Annotated in this window: 21 protein-coding genes; 13 read left to right on the plus strand and 8 right to left on the minus strand. The window is 42.6% G+C overall.

What is annotated here, in order from left to right; translation table 11 throughout:
• The first annotated feature begins 157 nt into the window (after positions 1–157).
• Positions 158–319 carry a hypothetical protein gene (locus AC1DXC_RS26365; RefSeq protein ID WP_477462170.1) on the plus strand — a complete coding sequence of 54 codons (162 nt, stop codon included), beginning with the start codon at positions 158–160 and terminating at the stop codon, positions 317–319.
• 89 nt (positions 320–408) lie between these two features.
• On the opposite strand, the gene AC1DXC_RS26370 is transcribed toward AC1DXC_RS26365, so the two are convergent.
• Both AC1DXC_RS26370 and AC1DXC_RS26375 read right to left on the minus strand, forming a co-directional pair.
• Complete coding sequence (locus tag AC1DXC_RS26370; RefSeq protein WP_477462171.1) at positions 409–1,251, minus strand: HNH endonuclease; 843 nt, start codon at positions 1,249–1,251, stop codon at positions 409–411.
• Between the two features lie 4 nt (positions 1,252–1,255).
• Positions 1,256–2,866 carry an ATP-dependent nuclease gene (locus AC1DXC_RS26375; RefSeq protein ID WP_477462172.1) on the minus strand — a complete coding sequence of 537 codons (1,611 nt, stop codon included), beginning with the start codon at positions 2,864–2,866 and terminating at the stop codon, positions 1,256–1,258.
• A 67-nt stretch (positions 2,867–2,933) separates the two neighbouring features.
• Between AC1DXC_RS26375 and AC1DXC_RS26380 the strand changes: the two genes are divergently transcribed.
• On the plus strand, positions 2,934–3,362 hold the full coding sequence (locus AC1DXC_RS26380; protein WP_477462173.1) for a VOC family protein: 429 nt from the start codon (positions 2,934–2,936) through the stop codon (positions 3,360–3,362).
• Positions 3,363–3,385: 23 nt separating this feature from the next.
• On the opposite strand, the gene AC1DXC_RS26385 is transcribed toward AC1DXC_RS26380, so the two are convergent.
• The 4 genes from AC1DXC_RS26385 to AC1DXC_RS26400 form a co-directional block, all read right to left on the minus strand.
• On the minus strand, positions 3,386–3,607 hold the full coding sequence (locus tag AC1DXC_RS26385; protein ID WP_477462174.1) for a hypothetical protein: 222 nt from the start codon (positions 3,605–3,607) through the stop codon (positions 3,386–3,388).
• Positions 3,608–3,942: 335 nt separating this feature from the next.
• Entirely contained in the window at positions 3,943–8,136 is a 4,194-nt protein-coding gene (locus tag AC1DXC_RS26390; protein WP_477462175.1) for a hybrid sensor histidine kinase/response regulator, read from the minus strand.
• A gap of 322 nt (positions 8,137–8,458) precedes the next feature.
• Positions 8,459–10,249, minus strand: coding sequence for an ATP-binding protein (locus AC1DXC_RS26395; RefSeq protein WP_477462176.1), 1,791 nt, complete (start codon positions 10,247–10,249; stop codon positions 8,459–8,461).
• Between the two features lie 23 nt (positions 10,250–10,272).
• A complete protein-coding gene (locus tag AC1DXC_RS26400; protein WP_477462177.1) occupies positions 10,273–11,835 on the minus strand; it encodes an ATP-binding protein in 1,563 nt (520 codons plus the stop codon).
• Between the two features lie 264 nt (positions 11,836–12,099).
• On the opposite strand from AC1DXC_RS26400, the gene AC1DXC_RS26405 reads away from it, so the two are divergent.
• Complete coding sequence (locus tag AC1DXC_RS26405) at positions 12,100–13,770, plus strand: PAS domain-containing protein (RefSeq protein WP_477462178.1); 1,671 nt, start codon at positions 12,100–12,102, stop codon at positions 13,768–13,770.
• 211 nt (positions 13,771–13,981) lie between these two features.
• Here AC1DXC_RS26405 and AC1DXC_RS26410 read toward each other — a convergent pair whose 3' ends face one another.
• Entirely contained in the window at positions 13,982–14,197 is a 216-nt protein-coding gene (locus tag AC1DXC_RS26410) for a hypothetical protein (protein ID WP_477462179.1), read from the minus strand.
• A gap of 146 nt (positions 14,198–14,343) precedes the next feature.
• Here AC1DXC_RS26410 and AC1DXC_RS26415 point away from each other — a divergent pair, with 146 nt between their 5' ends.
• Positions 14,344–17,616, plus strand: coding sequence for an SNF2-related protein (locus tag AC1DXC_RS26415; protein WP_477462180.1), 3,273 nt, complete (start codon positions 14,344–14,346; stop codon positions 17,614–17,616).
• Between the two features lie 74 nt (positions 17,617–17,690).
• Here the strand turns inward: AC1DXC_RS26415 and AC1DXC_RS26420 are convergent, their stop codons facing one another.
• Positions 17,691–18,044 carry a 4Fe-4S binding protein gene (locus tag AC1DXC_RS26420; protein WP_128531484.1) on the minus strand — a complete coding sequence of 118 codons (354 nt, stop codon included), beginning with the start codon at positions 18,042–18,044 and terminating at the stop codon, positions 17,691–17,693.
• A gap of 106 nt (positions 18,045–18,150) precedes the next feature.
• On the opposite strand from AC1DXC_RS26420, the gene AC1DXC_RS26425 reads away from it, so the two are divergent.
• The 9 genes from AC1DXC_RS26425 to AC1DXC_RS26465 all read left to right on the plus strand — a co-directional run bounded on the left by AC1DXC_RS26425 (position 18,151) and on the right by AC1DXC_RS26465 (position 24,470).
• Entirely contained in the window at positions 18,151–19,173 is a 1,023-nt protein-coding gene (locus AC1DXC_RS26425) for an acyl-CoA reductase (RefSeq protein ID WP_477462181.1), read from the plus strand.
• Between the two features lie 109 nt (positions 19,174–19,282).
• Entirely contained in the window at positions 19,283–19,486 is a 204-nt protein-coding gene (locus AC1DXC_RS26430) for a fructose-6-phosphate aldolase (protein WP_128531486.1), read from the plus strand.
• 3 nt (positions 19,487–19,489) lie between these two features.
• Positions 19,490–20,173, plus strand: coding sequence for a cell division ATP-binding protein FtsE (locus tag AC1DXC_RS26435; protein WP_477462182.1), 684 nt, complete (start codon positions 19,490–19,492; stop codon positions 20,171–20,173).
• A 285-nt stretch (positions 20,174–20,458) separates the two neighbouring features.
• Positions 20,459–21,034, plus strand: a complete 576-nt coding sequence (locus AC1DXC_RS26440; protein WP_477462183.1) for a nucleotide exchange factor GrpE — start codon at positions 20,459–20,461, stop codon at positions 21,032–21,034.
• Positions 21,035–21,185: 151 nt separating this feature from the next.
• A complete protein-coding gene (gene dnaJ, locus AC1DXC_RS26445) occupies positions 21,186–22,352 on the plus strand; it encodes a molecular chaperone DnaJ (RefSeq protein ID WP_477462184.1) in 1,167 nt (388 codons plus the stop codon).
• A gap of 145 nt (positions 22,353–22,497) precedes the next feature.
• Positions 22,498–22,737, plus strand: a complete 240-nt coding sequence (locus AC1DXC_RS26450) for a hypothetical protein (protein WP_477462185.1) — start codon at positions 22,498–22,500, stop codon at positions 22,735–22,737.
• Positions 22,721–23,023, plus strand: coding sequence for a type II toxin-antitoxin system RelE/ParE family toxin (locus AC1DXC_RS26455; RefSeq protein WP_477462186.1), 303 nt, complete (start codon positions 22,721–22,723; stop codon positions 23,021–23,023). The genes AC1DXC_RS26450 and AC1DXC_RS26455 overlap by 17 nt, the downstream gene beginning before the upstream one ends.
• Positions 23,024–23,155: 132 nt before the next feature.
• Positions 23,156–23,758 carry a hypothetical protein gene (locus tag AC1DXC_RS26460; protein WP_477462187.1) on the plus strand — a complete coding sequence of 201 codons (603 nt, stop codon included), beginning with the start codon at positions 23,156–23,158 and terminating at the stop codon, positions 23,756–23,758.
• Between the two features lie 82 nt (positions 23,759–23,840).
• On the plus strand, positions 23,841–24,470 hold the full coding sequence (locus AC1DXC_RS26465; protein WP_477462188.1) for a hypothetical protein: 630 nt from the start codon (positions 23,841–23,843) through the stop codon (positions 24,468–24,470).
• Positions 24,471–24,895 lie beyond the last annotated feature (425 nt).

Below are 24,895 nucleotides of genomic sequence, written 5' to 3' on the forward strand. Positions count from 1 at the left end.
CGCCCGTTCAAGCGTCCACGCTTATAAGCAAAAATTTGTAAGAATCTCCGCTTACCGCACCTGCTGATATTAATATCCTGTTAGCGCACGATTTTTACCACAGCAGCGCTAATGTGGAATGCCCGCTGAAAAATTATTTACTAACGTTCTTCAGGGTATGGTGACAAACGTTAACAGTCAGTCGTCGATATCTGACAGGGCCTGTTACGAAAATGGCAAGCTAAGCTTCGCAGATCTGCGCAACTACGCCGCCACCAAAGGAGAACCAGCTGCAAAAAGCGGCAGGCAGCAGTGCCTGGAGAATTTGATTAACAGGTAAATCTAAGAATTAGCATTTTTTATTTGAAAAGCCGGGAGGAATCCCGTTTTTTTTGTTTTGGAGGGATTCAGATTGTAGAGTTAATACGACTATACAAGATTAAATCCCATTTGCGTTAAAAAAACATCGGAGTTGGCAAGAGATTCCCTTATGATAGCCTTCCAGAAGTTATTACCGTAGTCTAACTTCATATCTGCTGCTTCATTAAGTATTATAGTAGCGACTTCTTGGACCGTATATCGTCCTACGTACTGCCTAATGCTATTTTTTACATTTGTTATTTCGGTATTTGATTTTTTTTTGAATCTTTCTAACAGACCTAATCTTGCGAAATGCCTGACAATGACCCGATATAAATCCGGATTTATAGTGCCTGGATTATTTAAATTATAGTTAATTATCGGGGTACCTCTTCGGTAAGATAATGAACAAGTCAAAAATTGTTCAAGCGGAATAACATCATAGTAAAAATTGATAATGTTTCTTCCTACGCCAGTATCCAGCCATAAAGATGATTTTATACTATTACATTTAGAACAACAAGGAATGAGATTATTAGATAATACGGCAAATTCTGGAAAATTTTCTTTTGGGAGATAGTGATCAAATGTTTCGCTACTATCACCAATCATGCAATATTGACATTCGTACCTTATGTGGGGAAATTGATTGTCGTATATGGCCTCTTTTAATCTATTAACCTGAATGGTTTTTGCGTAGCAGCTTTTCAAATTTTGCGCATCATTCCCTCTAAAAGCTGATACCGTATATGAGTGCAATAGATTATCTCGGCATGCAATTCTATAATTTCTATATTGAACTTGGATGTTTTGTTGAATAAATATTAACTCCGCTTGCGCTGGTTCATCACGGTTAGTTATTATGGATTGAAAATAATGGTAGTTCCTTCTTATCGGATTTAGATTTTTCATTTTCTTAATCGTAAAGATTTTCAAGAAAAATTTTCGCGTTAAAACTTAATGATTCGCCATCGGCTTTAAACAATTTGAGGATCTGCTTTGCTGTATAATTCTTCGACAAATTAATGAGTACCTTTTTGTAATACTCGTCTAAATCGACCGTCTGGAAAATTTTTTCAGTTAAGGTGGTTAAATTTTCGCCAAATGTTTCGATGCCAACTTTTCGAACTGCCGATATGTTTTCGCTTTTAGAAAAAAGATAAACTGAAGAAGATGGTATTTCTTGAATTATTTGCGGCGAGTGGGTGGCTATTATTGCATACGAGTTATATCTAGCTAAAATTTTATATAATACAGATATAAACTTAGAAATAGCATTAGGATGTAAATGGGTCTCTGGTTCGTMAAATAATAATAACGACTCTTCTCTAATAAGTGAAAGTATTTCTGCGGTTGATAATAATAGAATTATTTCTCCTGAACTGAATTCACTGTAACCGTTTGGGCTATAAATTTTGAAATTTGGTTTTATGTCAATTGAGTCTGAATCTAAAATCCTATCAAGTATTTCATCATTTAACAACTCTTTTATATAGGCGATAAAAACCGGGGTGATATTATTTTCTATTATTATACTAAAAGCTGTTTTGAATCTTCGTTCGATTTGTTTCTCACGACTATTTTTGTTTCTTTCGTCTATTCCAAGATAAAAATAGCTATATGATTTTGATTTTTTTGGTTTTTCAAAATTATCGAATATACTATAAGATAGGGCCAGAACACGGCTAAAAGGAGGAAGATATTTAGTGTTAAAGGTGCCTTGTTCTGAATAGCCGCTTAAAGAGTAAGCCAATTTTGACAATACTTGAGTCTTACCCGAACCATTTTTCCCAATAAAAGCAACAAGTCTTTTTGGAAGTATAGAATCATTTTTGAAATCAAAGCTAATTTTGTGATTGTCGACAAAACCAGGGACTTTTGTGTCGAATGTAAATTCAAATGAATTTTTGATCGAGATACCTTTAATTATTTTTTCACCCTCTTTTAAAGCCTTTTGGGCTTCGCTACTTCGGATAAGTGACGTTTTGAAACCGGGATCATTTTCGAATTCAGAGATTAGCCCTTTACAACAAGCAATATCGTTCATTGCATTTAATATTTGTAGAGCTATTTCTGTTTCAAATAGGTGGGAAATTCTTGTGTAGAAACTATTGTCTTGCCCTAAAGAACAATAGTAGCTCTCTAGTCTCGTAAAATCCGATGGAAGTTCAGTTTTTTGCTTACCTCTTTGTAAAAATTTAACGTTCCCTATTTCTTCTCTGTCCCTGCTATTTCTGTAGAAAATCAACACGAAATTTGTTCGGTAATTAAAATCATCCCACTTTGTTTCAATCAAAGTGAAAGCAGGATAGTTATTTATTTCGGGTTGTTTATCGTCAATACGCTTTGTATAAAATTCGTATTCCATATTGTCATTATTTTGGTGAACTTCTTTTTGGCTTTTACTTAAGGTCGTTAAATATAGTATATCGGCACGATATTTCCCCGCCCAGTCAGGCGTCCTCGCCTGACTGTAAACCTTTGTCAGCGTCCACGCTGACGGTTCTTTGTAGATTTTTTTCGACATTTAATTCCATAATTCCCAGCGCTTTACCTGGAGTTTGCTCGCAGTTGCTAAAAATCATAACGGGAATATGGAAACAAAACCGCCCAATATTAAACTGGCCGTACCATTTTTTATGGTTACGGATATGGAAGCGTCCCTTCGTTTTTATACGGAAGGGCTCGGCTTTAAAATGACTAACCATTGGACACCGCGCGAAAAGATAGAATGGTGCTGGCTGGAGCGCGATGCCGTATCTGTAATGTTGCAGCAGCCGCGCACACTCAATGAAGAACAATGCGGTCCGCTTGGCGGCGGCCTAACCATCAGTTATCAATGCGCCGATGCGCTGGCGTTGTACCACGAATTTACGGCAGCAGGCCTCACCGTACAGGAACCATTTGTAGGCAATGGCCTATGGGTAGTTGGCTTAAAAGACCCTGACGGTTACCGTATTGAGTTTGAAAGCCTAACCGATGTAAAGGAAGAAACGAAATATTCGGAATGGGTAGGGGAGTGAGGATAAATCAAATAAAAGGTTCATTATTTGTTGTCCCTTAATTGCTGTAGGGTTTCATTCCACTCGTCATCGGTGAAGGGTTCAGCTTCCGGTGCATTTTTTAAACGTTCAATCAGTTTGGAATTATCTTTACCAGATTTTCGTCCAAAAGCGGTCGCGCCTCCGGCTGCCAATACTTCTTCGGGAGAAAAGGCCTGGTGGGTTCGGAATAGCCCGCCCGCTGATGAATTAACTTTAGCCTTCATTTTTTACCTCCTTTTTTGCTGATACGCAATTTAGTGATTTGATTGCTAATTTGGAAGGATAGAGTGGTTACCGTATTGAGTTTGAAAGCCCAACCGATGTAAAGGAAGAAACGAAATATTCGGAATGGGTAGGGGCTTAAACTCATTAACCACTTCGTTATTGCGAGCGAAGCGCGGCAACCATCGGCAGGCAGAGCGGACTTGTTCATCGACTCTGCATGACGGACCTGTTTATCGGACCTGAATCCCGAGGATTGCCGCGCTATCGCTCGCAACGACGTTGGGTGAATTTGCCGCGCTTCGCTCGCAGTAATTACGTTGGGACCAGGCTCCCACTAATTGCTTTCCTGCTTAATCCCTTTGCTCCATTTTTCTAATACGGCGATGATCTCGTTCAGTTTCATGGGCTTGCTTAGGTAATCGTTCATGCCGGCGGCTATGCAAATTTCGCGGTCCTCGGTCATGGCGTTGGCGGTGAGGGCCACAATAACAGGCTGAACCTCTAAATGCTCGCGGATAAAGCGCGTAGCTTCCAGCCCGTCCATTTCGGGCATTTGGATGTCCATCAGGATGAGGTCGTAATTGCGTTTGGCCACGGCCTCAAGCACCTCGTGCCCGTTTGCCGATACATCGGGGTTATAGCCCATTTTTTTCAGAATGTGCGATATCACCTTTTGGTTTACGAAGTTATCTTCGGCTATCAAAATATCCATCGGGTATCGCTCGGCCATATCTTTTGAGAACTGGTTGATGATAGCCGGCTGAACGGTTTGCGGCACTACTTCGATATCCTTCAGCTGATCAACAATATGCTTATAAAGCATATGATGCTTGGTGGGTTTGGTAAGCACCGTGTTAAACAAGTGTGTAACATTTTTGAGCTGCTCGCTGCCGATGGAGCTTAGCAGGATCAGCGGGATTACGGTATCCGTTTTACGGATTTGCTTTGCCAGCTCTATGCCATCCATCTCCGGCATATTCATATCCGTGATAACGAGGTCGAACTTTGTGCCCGAGTTGGTCAGTTCCAAGGCATTTGCCGCCGAGTTTGCCAGCACAGGGGCGAAGTCCCACTGCTTAAGCTGGGTATCCAAAATACTCAGGTTAGTGGCGTTATCATCAACAACCAGTATGGTTTTGTTTTTTAGTTTTTCTGAATTTAAGTTTACATAAGTACGCTCGCTTTTAACGCCCGGTTTTACTTTAATAGTAAACGTAAAAGTTGTGCCTAGCCCTTCAACACTTTCCACGCTAATGTCTCCGCCCATCAGATTGATGAGTTTTTCGCTAATGGCCAACCCAAGCCCGGTGCCGCCGTATTTCCGGGTGGTGCTGGAGTCTACCTGCGAAAAGGCTTTAAACAGCCTGCCCAGCTTATCGTTGGGTATGCCAATGCCGGTATCCCTGATAGAAAATGCCAGGGTAAGCTCGCCGTTTTCGTCACTGAGGGATTTCACCTCGGTAAATATTTCGCCGCGCGTAGTAAATTTTATAGCGTTTCCAATTAGATTGATGAGCACCTGCCCAAGGCGCAGCGAATCGCCAATTATTCGGGAGGGTACAGCTGGCGCTATCTGGTAAACGAGGTCTAAATTTGTATGGGAAGCTTTTTCGGTAAAAATATCAAGCACGTTTTCTATACACTCCCTCAAATCAAAGTCGTTTTCCTCCAGCTCCATTAGCCCGGTCTCTATCTTCGTGAAATCGAGTATATCGTTTATCACTTTCAGCAGGGCGTCGCCGCAGCTTTTTATGGTTTCGGTGTACTCATCCTGTTCGGGCGTCAGTTGAGTGTTGGAGAGGAGGGTTGCCATGCCTATTACACCATTCATCGGGGTGCGAATCTCATGGCTCATGGTGGCCAGGAAAATACTTTTGGCTTTATTGGCGTTCTCGGCCTGTTCTTTGGCCATTTCTGCCTCTTCCCTTGCCTTTTCTGCTGCCTCGCGCGAGTTGCGCTCTTCTATGGTTAATTTGGCCAGGCTTTCGGTACGTTCCTTTACCTGCTGCTCTAAAACCAGCTTTTGTTTTTTTATGGTTTTAATACGGAATTTGATAAGCCCGTATATACACAATATTACAAACATAATTGCCAGGGTTTCAAACCACCAGGTGAGCCAAAACGGCGGTACTATCTCAATTTGCAGCGGCGAGGCAACCGGCGACCAAACCCCCGCATTGTTTTTATACTTTATTTTAACATTGTACACGTTGGGCGGCAAATTGGTGTAGTTAGCCTCGTTTTTGCTGCCTACATAGTTCCATTCCTTATCAAAACCTTCCAACATGTAAGCATATTGTTTTTTATCGGCCGAGGAGTAATCTAACGATGCAAACTCAAATGAAATTACGGATTGTTTGTAGGATAGCCGGAGGTGCCGGGTATCGCTGATGTTTTGCTTTAAGGGCGATAAATCCGTATCGCCCCTGGCTATTTGTAAAGGTTTATTGAATATCGAAAAGCTGGTGATTACAACAGGGGCAACAATTTTTGATTTGATTGCCTTTGCGGGATAAAAAACATTAAAACCATTAATACCGCCAAAGTATAGCTTGCCATCAGCGCTTTTTAAGGCCGAGTGCGGTTTAAAATCGTCGCCTTGCACGCCATCTTCGGTAGAATAATTTGTAAAAGACTTTTTTTCGGGATCGAACCTGCTAATGCCGCCGTTAGTGCTTATCCATAAAATACCAGAATCATCTTCTCTTATGGCGTAAATGATATCGCTTGGCAACCCATCTTTTTTAAAAAAAGAAGTGAACCTGTTTTTATCCGCATCGTACAAATTCAGCCCCGATAGCGTACCCAACCACAGGCGCCCTTTACTATCTTCAAATACCTCGGTTACGCCATTATTGCTGATGCTGTTTTTCTTTTCATCGTGCCGAAAATGCGTAAACGTATCGTTATTGCGGTTTAAGAGTTCCAGCCCTGCATCAGATGTACCTATCCATAAGTTACCCCGCCGGTCTTCGCATAGGGAGTATATCCTGTCGCTGCTTATGCCGTTGGGTTTATTAATATTGTACTTATAATGCTTAAAAATACCCGTTGTATGGTTGTACATGTCCAGCCCATCGTTAAACATGCTTAGCCAGGTGTTTTTATCGCGGGTGTGTAAAAGGTAGTAAACATTGTTGCCGCCAATGCCATTTGGCTTTAAAGAGTCTCTTTTAAAGGTTTTAAACAGCCCGGTGGCAGGGTTTAAAATACTGAGCCCGTCGCCCCAATGCCCTACCCAAATATTGCCGTCGCTGTGTTGTTTTATAACCAGAACGTAGTTTCCCGAAATGCCATTTTTACCGGGCAGCTGTTTTTTGTAGCTGGTGAATATGCCGGTAGCCGGGTTAAAACGGTTTATGCCCCCACCATCGGTGCCTATCCATATATTTTTGTTCCGGTCTTCGGTAATATCCAGCACAAAGTTGTTCGATAGGCTTTGCGGCGATGAGTTGTGGCGGTATAGCCCAAAAAGCGATGTTGATTTTTTGTACAGATTTATGCCTCCGCCAAAAGCGCCAACCCACATATTGCCGCTACGGTCTTTGCAGATACCGTATATTGAGTTGCCGTTGATGCTGTTGTTGTCAACCTCATCATGCGTATAGGTGTTAAACTGATTGGTTTTATTGTTTAAAATGCATAGTCCGCCATTTTCGGTACCTACCCATAAATTACCATCATCATCGTTATTTAAACTGTATATGGCATTGCTGGAAATAGAGTTTTGCACTTTATCGTTATGCAGATAATGCGCCAACAAATTTCTGTTGCTATCTAATACAAACAAGCCTTCCTCTTGGGTGCCTATCCACAAACGTTTGTGTTTATCTTCAAAAATACAGGTTACGTTTTTTGCCGAAACGTTGCTTTGCCTTGTAAAGGAGTTGGTTTTTGCATTGTACAGGCTTATGCCGCCTTTTGCTGTGCCCACCCATATAGCATGCTGCGAATCCTGGTAAACGGTACGGGGATTGTTATCATTTAAACTGGCCGGGTTGTACCGGGAGTATAAATGATGCGTAAACTTCCGTTTTTTTATATCGTAGTGGTCAAGGCCGCCGTTTTGGGTAGCTATCCATAAATTGCCTTCGTTGTCAACTATGAGGCGGCTGGTAACGTTGCTGGATAGGGAATTAATATCCTTGTCGTTATGCATAAACCTAACAAAGGTGCTGGTGCGGCGGTTATACATATTTAGCCCGTTTTGTGTGGCCAGCCATATGTTGCCGTTCTGGTCTTCGGCCAGGTCGTTGATCATATTGTTGCTAATGGAATTTTGGTCCTTAGCATCATTACGGAAAGTGAGGAATTTGTAACCGTCGTACCGGTTTAAGCCGTTGCGCGTACCTACCCATATAAAACTCCGGCTTCCCTGTATTATACAGTTAACGTTAATTTGGCTAAGCCCCTGTTCGGTGGTGATATGCTCAAATTTCAAGCTCTCGTTCTGCGAAAACGAGTAAAAGGGATTTATTAATAATAAAAACAGCAAAATTATTTTTGCAGTAATAATGCGTGCGCACATATAGCGATGATTACAAGAGTCTCAAAAAAAAGGGGTTCGTAAGCTATGGTTATAATAAAGTTGGTATACGTATAGGTTTTTTTTAGGTTGCTAAATTATTTCTAACCACCAAATTACGCTTTCAAAGTTATTACAGGAAGGAAGTTAATGAATTTATTTGTTGCTATTGAAAGCATTAGGGCTGTTGGCGACCCCGCCCAACCATGCGTGGACACCTGCCTGGGCGGTAGAATACAACAAGGTACGCACCAACCCTTACGCCTCCTTCGACAGCAGTGCAGGCAAAGATTACGAAGACGGCTTGCCAGGTTTAGGAGACCTTTTAAATAACAAAATTAATAGTTGTTGTAGCGCCGAGGCCCTCGCCGTCGCTGGTTATTGTAAACGAGCCGCCATGGCTATCTATGATGGATTTGCAATTGTATAAACCGAGGCCTGTACCACTCGCTTTGGTGGTAAAGCCTCTTTTAAAGAACTTTTTGGCGGTTTCGGCATCGAAGCCTTTGCCATTATCGGCTACTTTTAATTCAAACCCCTCGTTTGTGGTAGATAAGTAAACCTCAATTGTTTTTTGCTCTTTCTCAAAGTCGATAGCCTCGATGCTGTTTTTAAGGATATTTAAAATTACCTGCATTAATTTGGTGTGGTCGCCTTTGATAATGTATTCTCCTGGTGCAACGCCCAGCTTTAACCGGATGCCTTTTTTTTCTATAGAAGCTAAGAGCATGGCCTTGCAATCTTCTAATATACTCACCATGTTAACCGCCTTTCTTTCCTGCGAGCCTTCGTGCCCGCGTACAAACTGCCGTTGTATGCTTAAAATATCCTGTATATGCGTTAAAATGTTTAACAGTTCGGTAACTGAGCCGGTAATTTCGCCCTTGCTTTCTGTTTGAGATTTGTAAATGCTCTCTGTTAATGATACCAGGGCCTTTGCTTTATCTGCCCCTATAGCCGCCTCGAACATGGGCCGCTGGTTGCTGATAAATAATGCCAGGTTTTTGGTGTTATCTACATTATAACGGTCCATAACCCGGTTAATGCGGTTTAGGTACGAACCAAAACCAACCAAAGCGTTGCCAATATCGTGCAGCACTTCCGATGCAATTTCAAACTTGCCCTGGGCTATTGCTTTTTCCAGTTCGTGTTCCTTTTGGGCCAGAAGCTGTGTGTTGGCCTCTTTAAGGTCGGCCGCCTGCTTACGTAACTCTTCCGATTGCAGGTTTAGTTCATCATTAAGCTTGTTTAGGGCTTCTTCATCCTGCTTGCGTTGGGTAATATTATGCCCTATACCCAGTAACCGTTCCACTTGCCCAAGTTCGTTGCGTACGGGTACTTTCGACGTAAGCAGCCAACGTTTGATGCCGCCTTTATCAAAAAAGAACTCCTCCTTATCCATTATGGCCACGCCGTTCTGCAGCACCTGCATATCATCCTGGTAACCCCGCAGCCCTATATCGTTATTAAAAAGCTCGAGGTCTGTTTTTCCTATTACATCGGCTTCACATGTTGCCCCTATGGCAATTACATCTGCTACATTGGCAATAATTTTACGGCCATCGGCATCTTTTATATAAATGGTATCGGGCAGCTTATCAATCAGTGTACGCAGTAATATTTTTTCCAGCCGCATGCTTTCCTCTGTCTTTTTAGCTGCAGTTACATCGGTATGCGTGCCTATTATCCTGTTGCTTTTATGGCTTTCCTTATCTGCTACAAACCGCCCTCTCGACCAGATCCACACCCAACTTCCGTCGGCATGTGCCATTCTAAAAAAGCTTTCGTAAAGTGTATGGTCTTCACCCTGTAGGTAGCTTTGGAAGTTTGATGTAGCTTTATCACGGTCTTCGGGATGGATAAGGTCTATCCACAATTCTTTTAAGTTTCCGCTCCCGCTATTATCGAAATCATTTAAACTTCTCCCCAATAGAGAAAAGTAAACTTCATTACAGTTTAAGAACCCCGTTTCGGTGTAATACTCCCAGGCGCCGGTATTTGATGCCGCAATAAGTTCGCGGTAGGTTTCAATCGTTTTGGTAAGCTCGTCTATAGTTTCAGATGAAGGGGGTGCAGTTGTTTGCAGCCTGTCGCCAATTAGTTCAAAATTATCCATGCTGTAATAACTTTATAATAAAACTAAAGTGGCAGGCTGATGATAAACACAGCGCCTCCGTTATTTTGTACATTAATAGTGCCGCCGTGGGCGGTTATGTATTGTTTCACAATGGCAAGCCCCAAGCCCGTACCGCCGGCTTTTTGCCGGGTTACAAATGGGTCGAACAGGGTGGCCGCTATCTCATCAGGTATGCCGGGCCCGTTATCTGCTACGCGCAATTCTACATTACCATACTGTATGCCTGCGCTTATGTTGATGGTAGGGTTCGGTGTCTTATAGTCGTGCAGCGCATCTATCGCGTTATTTACCAAATTGCTTAGCGTACGGCGCAGTTTGCTTTCATCGCCATTTACAAATAAGTCGTCCGGCACATCCACATTAATTACTTTGCCGGCAATGCCGCTATGGGCTTCGGCTAACTTAACAGCCTCCCACGATATTTTATTTAAATTAACGGGGATCTTCTTTACCGGGGTGTTGTTGATAAAATCAAGGAAATCATCAAATATCAACGATGCCTGCTCCGCCGATTTATCTATTAAAGCTATCAGCTCGCTTTCCACGCCGTCTTCGCGCATCATATCTGTCATCAGCCTGATGTTTTTTATAGGCGTACGCAAATCGTGCATAACCATAGCGATAACCTGGCCCACCGCAGAGAGCTTCTCTTTTTGTATTAGCTTTTCGTTAAGCTCGGCATTCCGGATAGCCTGCGCAGCGTTTTGCACAAAAAGCTTCAGCATGTACATTTTTTCGGTTTTTAGCCGCTCGTTTTTTTTCAGTAAAGCAAATACCGAATAGGTATCCAACCGGGCCAAAACCAGTTCATCTACTTGTATTACTTCATCCTTTTCTATTTGTATGCTTTTTACGCGGTCAATCAGTTCCTTTAGGTTTATCTTCTCTTCAAGCGCGCCTATCGAAATGATTTTTTCGTAGGCAAAATCATCGTCGAGTTTACCAATAAGCGCAAGGTCTGTATCCAGCGAACCAGCCAATTGATCAAGAATATTTTTTAACAGCGAAGTAAGTTGCAGCTTATTTAAGCCTATCGATGATATCGATTCGATAAGCTGTTCAAGGTTTCTTAACTTATTATAATCGGTTACCGCTTTTGTTGCCAGTTGTATTATTTCTTCGGGGGCATAAGGCTTACAGTGGTACCCCACATTTTGGCCAGCCTGTTCAACAATTTCTTCTATCGACCGGTCGCTGTAGGCGGTAACGAAAATTATCTCCGCCTTCATGTCATACTTGCGTATTTCCAAAGCCGTTTCTAAACCGCTCCAGCCGGGCATGCGCATGTCTAAAAATATCACGGAGTATGGTGTGCCGTTTTCAACTGCTTTTTTTACCAGCGCTGCCCCGTCCATTCCATTTGCGGCCTTATCTACCGTAAACTGGGGCATGCTTGCTGTGCGGCTTGCTAATAAAGGCTTGGGCGTGTCAAAAAGAATGTTTACCGCAAGATTTATGCTCTCCTGGTCTTCATCGTTATAATGGGGCACCAAAATATCTTCAATATTATCGCGCACCAACTCTTCGTCATCTATCACCAATACAGCGGTATTAGGTTTATTCATAATTTTAATGTTAAATTTAGAGGGGTAAGCACTGTGGGCGCTTAAAAATACTTGTACGTAATTGGCGTATATATGTTTTGTTGGAAATTCTTTTTTGAGGCAATATTTTATACTATACTGCAAGACCTCAAAATTGGCCTATATAAACGAACTATGCGAGCTCCATGGGGTTTTTACCTATAATTAAAAAAATATTTACAATTGGCCAACCTTAACTAATTCTTTACGTAAGAATAAACTTTTGGCAAACCACGAAGAGTTTAAATGAACGATTGGCTACGCAAATACAAAAAAACAATAAAAGGCCAGCAGGCCCTGTCATACGCAACCGCCGAAAGCCCACTCGTTTATTGGAAAAATCAACTTTTTTTTGGTTTTCTGTTGTATTGCCTTCCTTTTTGTTTTATAGCTGCCATTCCGGGCATCTACATGTCGCTAATTAATGGGTATATTAACATTGCCATTGTTGATATTACATGTGTACTGGTTATTGCTATTGTAACATTTGCAAACCGCTTACCACTGCGGTTGCGCAAATTGAGCATTATAAGCGTGTTTTATTTCCTCGCGGTATTTCTTATCGATAAACTGGGCTATTTCGGGCCCGGCGTATTTTATTTATTCGCTATCACCATCCTGTCGGCTTTAATATTTAAAATTAAATATGCCTATTGGAGTGTAGCAGCCAACGCGGCATTACTCCTGTTTTATGCCTTAAATATCCAGGTTCATTTTTTCGATAGTGCACTTAACCAGGCGTACACTCCCGGGAAATGGATCGCCTTCAGCTCTAACCTTACCTTCCTGAGTATTGTGCTGGTTATGATGATACACCATATTTTCAGGAGCTTAGAAACAACCCTTGCTAATAAGGATGTATTGCAGGAGCGGTACAAAAGCATTTTTAACCTTAGCCCCTTGCCTATGTGGCTGTTTGATACCCAAACATTTGCATTTTTGGATGTAAACGAAGCTACAGTAAGGCACTATGGCTATTCGAAAGAAGAATTTTTGAAGATGACCATTAAGGACATTCGCCCTGCCGCAAACTCTTTAGAGCTAGAGGAACTTGTAAAAAACAACCAATTATCGGGCGTATTTTATGCCGGCAACGCGCAGCACGTAAAAAAAAACGGGGAGGTAATATTTGTTAATATACAAAGTAATTTTTTCTCGCTCGAGGGCAAAAAAGTTAGATTGGTACTGGCTACCGACATAACCGAGCAATTGAATAACGAAGTTGAAGCATTAAACGCCACTTTAAAAATAAAGGAATCAGAATCGAATTTGAGGGCTATTTTTAACAGTACCAACGATGGCTTTGTATTGCTAAACTCTTTCTATTGCATAAAGCAGTTTAATTCGAAGGCGAAAAACTATATTAAGCTGGGCACTGCGCCAAAGGAATTTGAAATTGGGAAAAGTATTTTTGATTATGTTGAGGCATCGAGGCTTAAAGGGTTTCAGGAATTAATTCAAAAAGTGTACGCAGGCGAAATAGTTGAATACGACCGTAAACACGAAGCGGCGGATGAAGAATTGACCTGGATACGCTACACAATAACGCCGGTTTACGAGGGCGATACCATAAAAGGCGCCTGTATATGCGGGCGCGATATAACCGCGCGGAAATCTTACGTAGAAGCAATTGAGCATCAAAATAAAATATTCAGGGAGATATCGTGGATGCAATCGCATTTGGTGAGGGCCCCGCTGGCCCGAATTATGGGGTTGACTACGATGCTGACTAACCCTACAGATGATACGGAGCGGGCAGAGATACTCAAGTACTTAGAAATATCCTCGCAGGAGCTTGATGATATTATCAGGCGCATCACCAGCCAATCGGATATCATTACCCATAAATACCTGGCACCGGGTACGGGCACCGCTCCCCCCAACAATTCTTATTCGGAAAGATCGCCCGCTTCTTAAGCCGGTACAGACCTGCCAACTGCGCCTTTTCACAATCCGGTTTGCGGGGTTGATAGCAGCAGTGTTTTGTCCAGTTTTAATTTATGGAAATGTTGGAAAAATTCGATGAAATTGGGCCGGCCCTGGAAAAGCACACATGCCGTTACATTCCCTCTGCCACTTGTTTAAATTGGCTAAAATACCTTAAAAAATCTGCGTTTTTCGGAGGTTTTTAGTGGTTTTTATGGGTTTTTCTGTGCAGGGATAAAAAGGGCGAAATTTGCATGGAATGGCCGTTTTTGGTTAAACGCCCCGTGGCTGGGCTGCAAAATCTTGTCCAGTTTTTTCCAATAATTGCGCCTGTTTTAGCTGTGGTTTTCCAGGAAATTCCAGGGTGGTTTGTGTGGTAAAGGGGAGAGGCAAAGGGCGGGAGGGTTTCGGCTTTCATGGGTTTGTGAGGTACGTCAGCGTGGACGCTGGCAAACGTTAACAGTCAATCGTGGATGTCTGACTGGGCAAGAGGAACACTAATTAATAATTACAACGTCAAGTTGTTAATTATCACTAACTTCATATCATCTAAATCTAATAGAAGTGCCTAAGCCATCAAGAAATATATCCCATATTCAGCACAAAATTGACTTTGACAATCCACCAGAACCGTTAATCAACTGGCCGGATAATTATGAGTTTCCATTAAACCTGAAAAGTCATTCGCGCACAGTGTTGGAGATTATCAAAGAAGATATCGCCGAAAGTGGAAATTATTTGATAGTAACTGGTTTTACATCTTTGGCGCACATAATCGAATTATTTGGTAGTAAAATAATTTTTGGTTATTTGAAAGACGTTCGTATAGTTCTAGGATTTGAGCCAGAACTGCGTGAACGTAAAATGTGGAAAAAATCCGAGTTGGACAAAGATGTTAAGGAGTTTTGGGCAGGGCAACATTATTCATTACTTAACGGCGGCGTAGTAATAAAAGTAATTGAACTTATTAAAACTGATAAGTTATGCTTCCGATTATCAGACGGATTACACGCCAAGATATATGTGGGAGACCAACATGTTATTTTAGGGTCGGCAAATTTCAGTAAGAATGGGACCACCATGCAACATGAGGCGAATATCAGAATTAAAAATGACGCGTTTGAACCTATCAAAGCGAAACAATATGCGAATGTTAGAGAAATCGCTGAGAATTACTACCTTTTAGGTAAACCTTATAATGAAGCGATTATTGACTTGTTAAAAGCGCTCCTTAAGCTAACTACTTGGCAAGAAGCTTTGGCTCGGGCCATCTCGGAGTTGCTAGATAAACAGTGGTTAAATGATATTCCCGAATTGTATAACAAGTTAAATAGCCTTAAGCTTTGGCCTTCGCAACGCATTGGTCTGGGGCAAGCTATGTATATCTTGCAAACGCAAGGTTGTGTATTAATTGCGGACCCCACTGGTTCGGGTAAAACAAAAATGATTAGTACCCTACAACTCGTACTATATCATTGGCTTTGGGAGACAGGCCGTCGTAATAAGTCGTATGCAGTTACCATCTGTCCGCCATTGGTAAAAGACAGCTGGCACAAAGAGTTTGTAGATATAGAATTTTCCCAAAGCGGTCAAATTTCAATGGGAGCGTTAAGTTACACCAAAGGACATCATCATGCTTTGCATCTTAAGGAAATTCGAAATGCCAATATTCTTGTAGTCGATGAGGCGCATAATTTTCTCAATCTCCATTCTTTTCGCAGCATTAGTATCGCAGAACATACGTCTGATAATATCATTCTTTCCACTGCTACCCCCATTAATAAAAAGCCTAAGGATCTTATGCGGCTTATTGAGCTTTTGGGTGTTGATAACTTAGGTGATCAAGAACTTGAAGATTTTAAAGCTCTAAAAAGACAAAAGCATATTAAAAGCAATTCGCTGGAATTTGCAGAGTTGAAAAATTACATCGAAAAGTTTATAGTGCGTAGGACGAAAACACAATTGAACAAACTAATTGACCGCGAACCCCAACTCTACATTAATCGGCTGAATAAAGAATGTCGCTACCCGAATCATTCGCCTGAGACTTATAAAACTGGTGAAACTAAAGAAGATCAGAAAATTGCCAAGCAGATAAATGCCCTTGCTAACGATTTGAAGGGTTTAATTTATTTACAAAGAATAATGCGCCCCGACGATTTAGAAGCAAAAGATGACCAATACCATATAGACCTTCGCTTGCGGGCAGCTAGAGCCTTGGCAAAGTACAACATTCAAGCAAAAATGCGTTCATCGAAGGCGGCTTTATTGGAACACATACGTGGCACGGACGCAGCTCTCGCAGAATATCAATTCAAATCTAATAAAGAAAAGTCTGGCAACATTTTGGCAACTATTTACAAAATAAGTGAAGCATTACCTAAAAATCAGTTGAAACACTGTTGCCCCGAGTGGTTGACTGACCTTGTACAATATCAGCAAGTTTGCGAGGAAGAGATTGCAATTTACCAACAGATTGCTAGTTTGTCAATTAATCTAAGTTTGGCACGTGAACTCAAAAAGATAAGTGAATTACTCAAGTTATTTGACGAGCATGCGCTGGTGTTAGCTTTTGATAGTACTGTAATAACATTAGACTTTCTTAGTCAACTTTTGCATGACAATTATCCTGCGAGCGCACTTGAACATCACGTAGTCACGGGCGTTTCTTCCAAAACTTCCATCGCGAGTATTCTAAAAAAGTTTGATTTAGGGTCAACCAGCAAGAATGTACTAGCCTTCTGTTCGGATTCAATGTCTGAAGGCGTTAATCTACAACAAGCCTCAGCTCTGATGTTTTTAGATATGCCTAGTGTACTCCGTATCGCTGAGCAACGCATCGGACGAATTGACCGCCTAGATAGTCCTCACCTCGAAATTAAGGTTTATTGGCCGCTTGATACTGTGGAATTCGCTTTACGATCTGATGGCAGGTTAATTCGAACATCAGTGGATACGGAAAGTCTTATAGGCTCCAATTTTTCCATCCCTGATGAGATAATGGATCAACATATGGAACAGGTAATTCGGCCGGATGACATGATTGAAGCAATGAAAAAGGATAAAGATCAAGAATATCTTTGGGCAGGTTTACAAGACGCTTTTACAAGTGTTCATAACCTTTACGAAGGAGACAGTCCTTTAATTACAAGAGAAGCGTATGAGACATATCGCGATGTTGATGCAAGTGTAAAAGTAAAATTAAGTATAGGAATATCTGATAGTCCTTGGGTTTTCCTTGCAGTAAAAGGCACGAAAGCAATATCTCCTCGGTGGTATTTTGTTGATGCAAATCAAAATATCTCTGTAGAATTAGGTGAGGTTTGTAGGAATTTGCGAGACCATATTGAACGCACTGAAAAATGGGAGATGGCCTGGTCAGATTCTGTTCAACTAGAACTGAATAAATACATCGCTTTACTATTAAAAAACGAAATCAATATTCTCCCTAGCAAGCGTAAAAGAGCGATTTTGGTTGCTAAAGATATTCTAAATAAGGAACTTAAGTTAGCAAAGAAAAATAAAATCCGTCGGCAGTTGATACAAAAAGTGTTAGAGATGTTTGAACCCCAAATTATCAATGAAGAATACAACATAGACTACTATTATTTTTCTCAACAATGGCTCGATATATTCACACCAATTTTAGCAGAGAAAAAACGAAAACAGAAAAAGCGTGACAATAGAGTTCTCTCACTTCTTGATTTGATAGATGATAAGTCTATTGAGTTGCAAAACGAAGTTTTGCAAAAAATCATTGACGAAGCTCCGCTTATTATCAACATGTGGAGCCGTGTAGCGGCTTGTATTATCGGGGTGCCTCATCCAAAGCCTTAATTTAATCCCCCCCCCCAACGCAAAAGAGGCTGCCCCAACAGGAACAGCCTCTTTCAATATCAGGTAGGTAACGTTTATCCGTTAGCGTGCAGCCAATCTTTTTTGGCGTGCAGTTCTTCTTCGGTTTCGCGCACGTCTTCGTCGTCTACGCAGCAATCAACCGGACAAACGGCGGCGCATTGCGGCTCGTCGTGGAAACCAACGCACTCGGTACACTTATCGGGTACGATATAATAAATATCGTCGCTCAGGGCAGCCTGCGCTTCTTCTGCGTTCAGGGTGTTGCCATCGCCAAAATCGATAATTCCTTTCAAGTCCGTGCCGTCAGAAAAACGCCAGGCGGCACCAGCGTCATAAATAGCATTATTCGGGCACTCAGGTTCGCAGGCTCCGCAGTTTATGCATTCATCGGTGATTATAATCGCCATATCATTAAAATATTCTTATATTCTCAATTAACTTTGCCCCCGCATTGCTAAGGCACCGCAAATATAACAAAAAAACACTTTAAGGGTTTAAGCCCTTAACATATATATGTCAAAATTAGCGATAAATTCTATAGTAGATACGTTTTCGGCATTGGGCAAACGCCTTGCCGCGCCCGATGAGGCATTGATGGAGGTGATAGAGACCGAGCGGCAGCACAACGCCTGGTTTACGCCCGAAAGCGTGTTGCAAGCCGTAAAGGCCAACGGCGAGATGCTGAACAGCGACGATTTAGCCCAATGGCTGGGTGCCTACACACTTGGCGAAGCAAATAATAAAAAGATAGGATTAGTACTGGCGGGCAATATCCCGCTGGTGGGTTTCCACGATGTGCTCTGCGTTTTGGCAAGTGGCAATACGGCACTCATTAAAGCGTCATCGCAGGATGCGCGGCTGATAAAATACGTATTGGGCCTGCTGGTAGAGATAGATGGCAGCTATGCCGATAGGTTCAGCTTTGTAGAACGACTGGTGGATTTCGACGCCATTATAGCTACGGGCAGCAATAATACGTCGCGCTATTTTGAGTATTACTTTGGCAAAGTGCCCAATATCATCCGCAAGAACCGCAACAGCATTGCCCTGCTTTCCGGAAACGAAACAACCGAAGAACTGCACGCCCTGGGCCACGATATATTCGATTACTATGGTCTGGGCTGTCGCAATGTATCTAAAGTGCTGGTACCCGAGGGGTATAATTTCGTTCCATTTTTTGAGGCGATAGAAGATTTCAACCCAATCATCAACCATCATAAGTACAACAACAATTACGATTATAATAAATCCATCTACCTGGTAAACCGCGACGAGCACCTGGACAATGGTTTCCTGCTATTAAAGCAGGACGAGCGCCTGGTATCGCCGCTGGCGGTACTGTTTTACGATACCTACAGCGACCTGTCTTCGGCGCAAGCGCGACTGCAGGAGCAAAGCGCGCAACTGCAATGCATTGTAAGCACCGCGCAGCTGCAAACCCAAAACCAGGTGGTAGGCTTTGGCCACAGCCAGCACCCGCAATTATGGGATTACGCCGATAACGTAGATACGATGGAATTCTTGGCAAATCTTTAAAATAACAATACCTTTGGGAAAGAGTCATTATTCATTGAGTCATTAGGTCATTGGGAAACGCCCATTGCAACAATGACTCAATGCCCCAATGACTCAATGACCTTAAGAAATGTACATTATAAAAGTAAAAGGCGTTGCCAAAATACCCGACTACGTGCAGCTGCGCGACGATAAGTTTACGCTGCTGGCTTATTTTAGGGTGGATAGGCCCGATAAATCGCTGGATAAGATAGGATTGGGCGACAGGCAAGATTACATCATGGGCATTGTAAACGACCTCCCTTTTGGTAAAATATTAAAATTAGAGCTATAAAAGATGATAGGCAACTCTATTATAAAACTGAATAACATTGATATTTTTCAGCAGAAGCACCTGGTGCTATCTAACGTTAACCTGCATATTGATAAGGGCGATTTCGTGTGGCTGATAGGGCAGACGGGTTCGGGCAAGAGCAGCCTGCTGAAGATAATTTACGGCGACCTGAGTATGGCCAGCGGTACCGGCCACGCCTGCGGTTACGAACTAAGCAAACTGGCCAGCAAGGATATCCCTTACCTGCGCCGCAAGCTGGGCATCGTTTTCCAGGATTTTCAGCTGCTAACGGATAGATCGGTTGAGCAGAACCTGCAATTTGTAATGCGCGCTACAGGCTGGAAAGACAAGCAAGGTATTTCCGACCGTATTTTGGATGTGCTGGAAAAAGTGGGCCTGCGCTCTAAACTGAAAAAAATGCCGCACGAGCTATCGGGCGGCGAGCAGCAACGCGTGGTAATTGCCCGTGCCTTGCTCAATAACCCCGAAATTATACTGGCCGATGAGCCAACCGGCAACCTGGACCCGGACACCTCCGAAGAAATAGTACTGCTGCTGAAACAGATCAGCCAGATGGGTACCGCCGTGGTGATAGCCACGCACGATTACCACATCATCCGCACGTTCCCCTCGCGCATCATCAAATGCGAAAACGGTAAGGTGCTGGAGGACGTGCAGATAGGGTAGTTTTCAGTGGGCAGTTCTCAGTTCTCAGTTTAGAGGGCGATTGAAACTTTTTTTCTGAACTCGAATTTTAAGGAATTCAATAAATTCATAGAATTTATTGAAAAGCTCCATTCTGAACATTCGATTAATTCCTTAAAATTCGAGTTCAGAAAACTGCCACTGCCACTTATAACTGCCACTCAAAAACTGTCACTTTTTACGAAAAATTAAAATCATTCTGACATGCTGTCGGCTTTAGGCCGATGGCAAGATACTTGATTAGCACTATTCATGAATTTTAACGACATGTTGAAGAAAAAAAAGAAGGAAAATTCTGAAACACCCGAGAATACCGTGGAAATAGCAAACGAAAATAATCCGGCCGACGAGCAGGAGCAGGTTGAGGCGGCAGAAACTACCGAAGCCGTTGTTTCGGCAGAAGATAAATTCAAAGAAGAGCTTTCGCAGGCAAACGATAAGTACCTGCGCCTTTATGCCGAGTTCGACAACTTCCGCCGCCGTACCATAAAAGAACGTGAGGAAGCCCGCAAAACCGAAGGCAAAGAACTGATTGTTGCCTTATTGCCTGTGTTAGACGATTTCGAGCGTGCATTGCGCGCAACCGAAAAAGCGACCGAAGTGGCCCCGGTACGCGAAGGGGTTATTTTGATACAGAACAAGCTGAAGAATATCCTGGCCCAAAAAGGCCTGAAAGAAATGCAATCGATAGGTGCTGAATTCAATGCTGATATTCACGAAGCCATCACCAGCATCCCCGCCCCAACAGACGACCTGAAAGGCAAGGTTGTGGATGAGATGGAAAAAGGCTACGAACTTAACGAGCGCGTAGTACGTTTCGCCAAGGTTATCGTAGGCGCGTAAGGCTAATTAATGAATGTGTGAAGGATTGAATTAGTGAATAACTGATTTAATTTTTTGCTATTAATTCGCTATCTTACTGATTCAAAAATAAATACAATATATAGAGCGTCTTATTCACTAATTCGCTCATTCAAAATTCACTAATTAACAGATGGCTAAGAGAGATTATTACGATGTGCTTGGGGTAACCAAAGGTTCAAATGCCGACGAGATAAAGAAGGCATATCGTAAAATGGCTATTAAATACCACCCGGATAAAAACGAGGGTGATAAAGCAGCCGAAGAAAAATTCAAGGAAGCTGCCGAGGCTTACGAAGTACTCAGCAACGCCGAGAAACGCCAGCGGTATGATCAATTTGGCCACGCGGCCAACGCATCATCGCCAAATGGTGGTGGTTACGGCGGCGGCAGCATGAATATGGACGACATATTCAGCCAGTTTGGCGATATATTCGGCGGCGGCAGTCCGTTCGAAGGTTTCTTTGGTGGCGGTGGCGGCAGGCAGGGTGGCGGTGGCCGTCGTGTTGCCCGTGGCAGCAACCTGCGCATTAAAGTGCGCCTTACTTTAGAAGAAATTGCCAACGGTGCCGAAAAGAAGATAAAAGTAAACAAACAGGTGCTTTGCAAAACCTGCGATGGCAGCGGCGCTAAAGATAAATCATCCTTCAGTACCTGTAAAACCTGCGGTGGCCAGGGTTCGGTGCGCCGGGTTACCAACACCATACTGGGCCAGATGCAAACCACCAGCACCTGCCCAACCTGTAACGGCGAAGGTTCTACCATTACTTCGAAATGTACCGTTTGCCACGGCGACGGCGTGGTTCGCGGCGAAGAGACCATCACCATAAACGTACCTGCCGGCGTAAGCGAAGGCATGCAGTTAAGCATGGCCGGTAAAGGCAACGCGGCCCCACGTGGCGGCATGCCCGGCGACCTCATCATACTGATTGAAGAAGTACCGCACGAAACGCTTAAACGCGATGGCAACAATGTGATATACGATCTGCACGTAAACTTTGTAGATGCAGCCATAGGCACCAGCATAGAAGTACCTACCATTGATGGCAAGGCCAAGATAAAACTTGAACCCGGCACCCAGGGCGGCAAGATACTGCGCCTGAAAGGCAAGGGCGTACCCGAGGTAAACTCTTACCACCGCGGCGACCAGCTCATCCACGTTAACATCTGGACGCCAAAAGCCCTCAGCCGCGAAGAACGCGAAATGCTGGAGAAACTGCAAGGCTCGCCAAACTTTAAACCCAATCCGGGCAAGAACGAGAAGAGCTTCTTTGAGAGGATGAAGGAGTACTTTGAGTAGTTTTTGAAGTCCGGAAGACGGGAAGACGGGAAGTCCGAAAGATAGAATTAAGAGCCCTGAGTTAGATTACTCGGGGCTTTTTTATGCAATAGGGCAAGCGTAAATTCACCTTGTGTTTTTACATTTAAACCGGTAACTTTATAATATGAAGCTTGCAGCATTAAAATCTGAATTCCACGATTTGATTGACCGTGCCGATAATCCTGAAATTATCGAGCAGTTTTATGCTGCAATGAGCCAGTCGCTAAAAGCCGACGGCGCGATATGGAACTCGCTTTCGCCCGAACAGCAGCAAGGCGTGCTTGATGCTTATGAGGAAAGCGAAGACGAAAGCAATCTGATTTCATTTGAAGAGATAAAAGCCAAATATGCCAACTGGTCTTAAAGTAGCGTTTTCGAAAAAGGCGGATGAGGATTTTTTAAGTATTTTAAATTATATCAAAGCAGATTTTGGCAGCAAAGCATCGATTGATTTCAAAATCCTCGTATTCAAATTTGTCGACCTTATCCATGCATTCCCCGAGATAGGAAGTTTAGAAGTAGCAGACAAAGGGATTAGAGGCTTCGTGGTTCACCGTCGGCTCAAAATCTTTTATCGAATTACTGCCAATAAAATTATCATCCTTAGATTATTTGACACAAGGCAGCATCCGGATAGAAAATTGCGCTGAGCGGATGAAATCGTATTTTGAGTAGTTGCTAAAGCCGGCAAAGACGGAAAGTTCGAAAGATAAATATCAGAGCCTGGAAAATTAATTTCCGGGCTTTTTGATTTTATAGGTAGGAGGAATGTATATTTAGATATGCCTATCAATCCTAAATTCCTTATCGCCACATTTTGGAATGCAATTGCCTATATCATTTTGATCCTGTTCCTGCTCGCCAGGAATATTTGGGATATTAAGCTAAACGGCTTAGCCTGGGAGGTGTTAAGCCTTATGAACCAGTTATTGCTCATCCTCCTGTTTATTTTTGTTATAGAGGTGTTGCGGCAGGCGAAAGAGAAACGGTATACCATTATAAGTTATAGCCTCTATCCTGTTATTTTAGTGGTGAGTGCTACTATTTTCACTTTTTTTAAACCGTCTTTTCTAAGTCCGGTTGTCACGTCATTGGGCGTTTTGGCACTATTAGTAAATATCAATTTATTTATACAATCCTTCAGGCTAAAAAAGTCGCCTGTCTGCATTTACTGCCGTATGGTTGCCATAACTGTATGTGTGATTTTATTTATCAAGCAATTGTTCCCAATCCTCTTTGTGTCTTTTTTCGATTTTGATCAAATCAGGTATAAAACCGCCATGGACTGGGCGGCCTTGGTTGATTTGGCGCTCTACATTTTTATTCCTATAAACGTTATCCTGATGATTCGGAAAATAGGTCAGTTCGAAAAACAGGAAGCCTGAAGGATAGAATGAAGCCCGGGGCTAATTTGACTTCGGTTTTTTTGTAAGTTAATCACCTATATTTATAAACCTTTATCACGATATGAAAAGACTCCTATTTATCCTGCTAGCCTGCGTTATCACACTTTCTGCAAAATCGCAAGACTATCTGCATTATTATACTACGGACAAGGGAGATAGTACCGGCACAGCCACTTCTACGAAACTCATGACGGAGACTATCCATAAGTCGGCCTTGTATTATAAACAATATGCGCCTGTACCACGGTTTGCGCAGTTAGATTATGCCTTTGGAGCGGACATTAAGGAATATAACTTGCTTGCCGGTAATGGCGTGTTATACATCCCATCATTAAACCGCGACGAAACTGAGTATCCTGTAAAGCGGGTTTATGCAAAAACCAGTAAGGGCGTGGTAGAGCTTACCAAAATAGGCGAGATAAAGGTAGGCAATACCGACCCGGATATTGTTGACGTTTTCGGCAAGAACCGCGTTGATTATTATTACCTGTTGCCCTACTGGCTTACCAGAGAAAAATGCGAACTGTTGATTGATTGGAGCATCAACAGGAAAGAATTCGTCCTGGCGAAATTCCCGGATGAATCAACGCTCGAATTTGAGGTGCCAAAACTTAGCGGGCAAGCTTTGGACCAAAAGTTTCTAAACGAGTTTTTGAAACGGGAGTTTGGAGTAGGGGCGGGAAAACGTTAAGGAGCTTAAGTCAAAAAGTCGAAGACCGAAAGGTAAATATAGAAGCTTTATGTCCCCGCAGGTCCTCTTTGAAAAAGGCCCCCTGCGGCACCAGAAATACTTTATACGTCATGCCGAATTTATTTCGGTACCCCACACGGCAGGTCGAAGGCATGCAAAGCGGGTTTGCATTGGGGCTACTTTTATGATGGGGTTCTGAAACAAGTTCCATTAGACTTGCAAAGAAATTAATTAACAGATTGTTGTTGATAATTTTGGGATGTTAAGATGTGGAGAAGATAGCCGGTAGGAAATATTCATAAGTTCTAGCCTTCGAGGCTCTATTCTGATCTGATACCCTGGCTATCTTCTTTTATTAACCCAAGGCTCTATAGTAATTTAACCCCACGTTCGTAGCATGGAATTAGCCGGGTTAACCCCACATC

This window comes from Mucilaginibacter sp. P2_D11, from assembly GCF_056404435.1.

Bases quoted from the DNA above. Each gene is read 5' to 3' on its own strand.
- AC1DXC_RS26365 (WP_477462170.1), top strand. From the start codon at position 158: ATGGTGACAAACGTTAACAGTCAGTCGTCGATATCTGACAGGGCCTGT.
- AC1DXC_RS26370 (WP_477462171.1), bottom strand. From the start codon at position 1,251: ATGAAAAATCTAAATCCGATAAGAAGGAACTACCATTATTTTCAATCC.
- AC1DXC_RS26380 (WP_477462173.1), top strand. From the start codon at position 2,934: ATGGAAACAAAACCGCCCAATATTAAACTGGCCGTACCATTTTTTATG.
- AC1DXC_RS26385 (WP_477462174.1), bottom strand. From the start codon at position 3,607: ATGAAGGCTAAAGTTAATTCATCAGCGGGCGGGCTATTCCGAACCCAC.
- AC1DXC_RS26390 (WP_477462175.1), bottom strand. From the start codon at position 8,136: ATGTGCGCACGCATTATTACTGCAAAAATAATTTTGCTGTTTTTATTA.
- AC1DXC_RS26395 (WP_477462176.1), bottom strand. From the start codon at position 10,249: ATGGATAATTTTGAACTAATTGGCGACAGGCTGCAAACAACTGCACCC.
- AC1DXC_RS26400 (WP_477462177.1), bottom strand. From the start codon at position 11,835: ATGAATAAACCTAATACCGCTGTATTGGTGATAGATGACGAAGAGTTG.
- AC1DXC_RS26405 (WP_477462178.1), top strand. From the start codon at position 12,100: ATGAACGATTGGCTACGCAAATACAAAAAAACAATAAAAGGCCAGCAG.
- AC1DXC_RS26410 (WP_477462179.1), bottom strand. From the start codon at position 14,197: ATGAAAGCCGAAACCCTCCCGCCCTTTGCCTCTCCCCTTTACCACACA.
- AC1DXC_RS26420 (WP_128531484.1), bottom strand. From the start codon at position 18,044: ATGGCGATTATAATCACCGATGAATGCATAAACTGCGGAGCCTGCGAA.
- AC1DXC_RS26425 (WP_477462181.1), top strand. From the start codon at position 18,151: ATGTCAAAATTAGCGATAAATTCTATAGTAGATACGTTTTCGGCATTG.
- AC1DXC_RS26430 (WP_128531486.1), top strand. From the start codon at position 19,283: ATGTACATTATAAAAGTAAAAGGCGTTGCCAAAATACCCGACTACGTG.
- AC1DXC_RS26435 (WP_477462182.1), top strand. From the start codon at position 19,490: ATGATAGGCAACTCTATTATAAAACTGAATAACATTGATATTTTTCAG.
- AC1DXC_RS26440 (WP_477462183.1), top strand. From the start codon at position 20,459: ATGTTGAAGAAAAAAAAGAAGGAAAATTCTGAAACACCCGAGAATACC.
- dnaJ (WP_477462184.1), top strand. From the start codon at position 21,186: ATGGCTAAGAGAGATTATTACGATGTGCTTGGGGTAACCAAAGGTTCA.
- AC1DXC_RS26450 (WP_477462185.1), top strand. From the start codon at position 22,498: ATGAAGCTTGCAGCATTAAAATCTGAATTCCACGATTTGATTGACCGT.
- AC1DXC_RS26455 (WP_477462186.1), top strand. From the start codon at position 22,721: ATGCCAACTGGTCTTAAAGTAGCGTTTTCGAAAAAGGCGGATGAGGAT.
- AC1DXC_RS26460 (WP_477462187.1), top strand. From the start codon at position 23,156: ATGCCTATCAATCCTAAATTCCTTATCGCCACATTTTGGAATGCAATT.
- AC1DXC_RS26465 (WP_477462188.1), top strand. From the start codon at position 23,841: ATGAAAAGACTCCTATTTATCCTGCTAGCCTGCGTTATCACACTTTCT.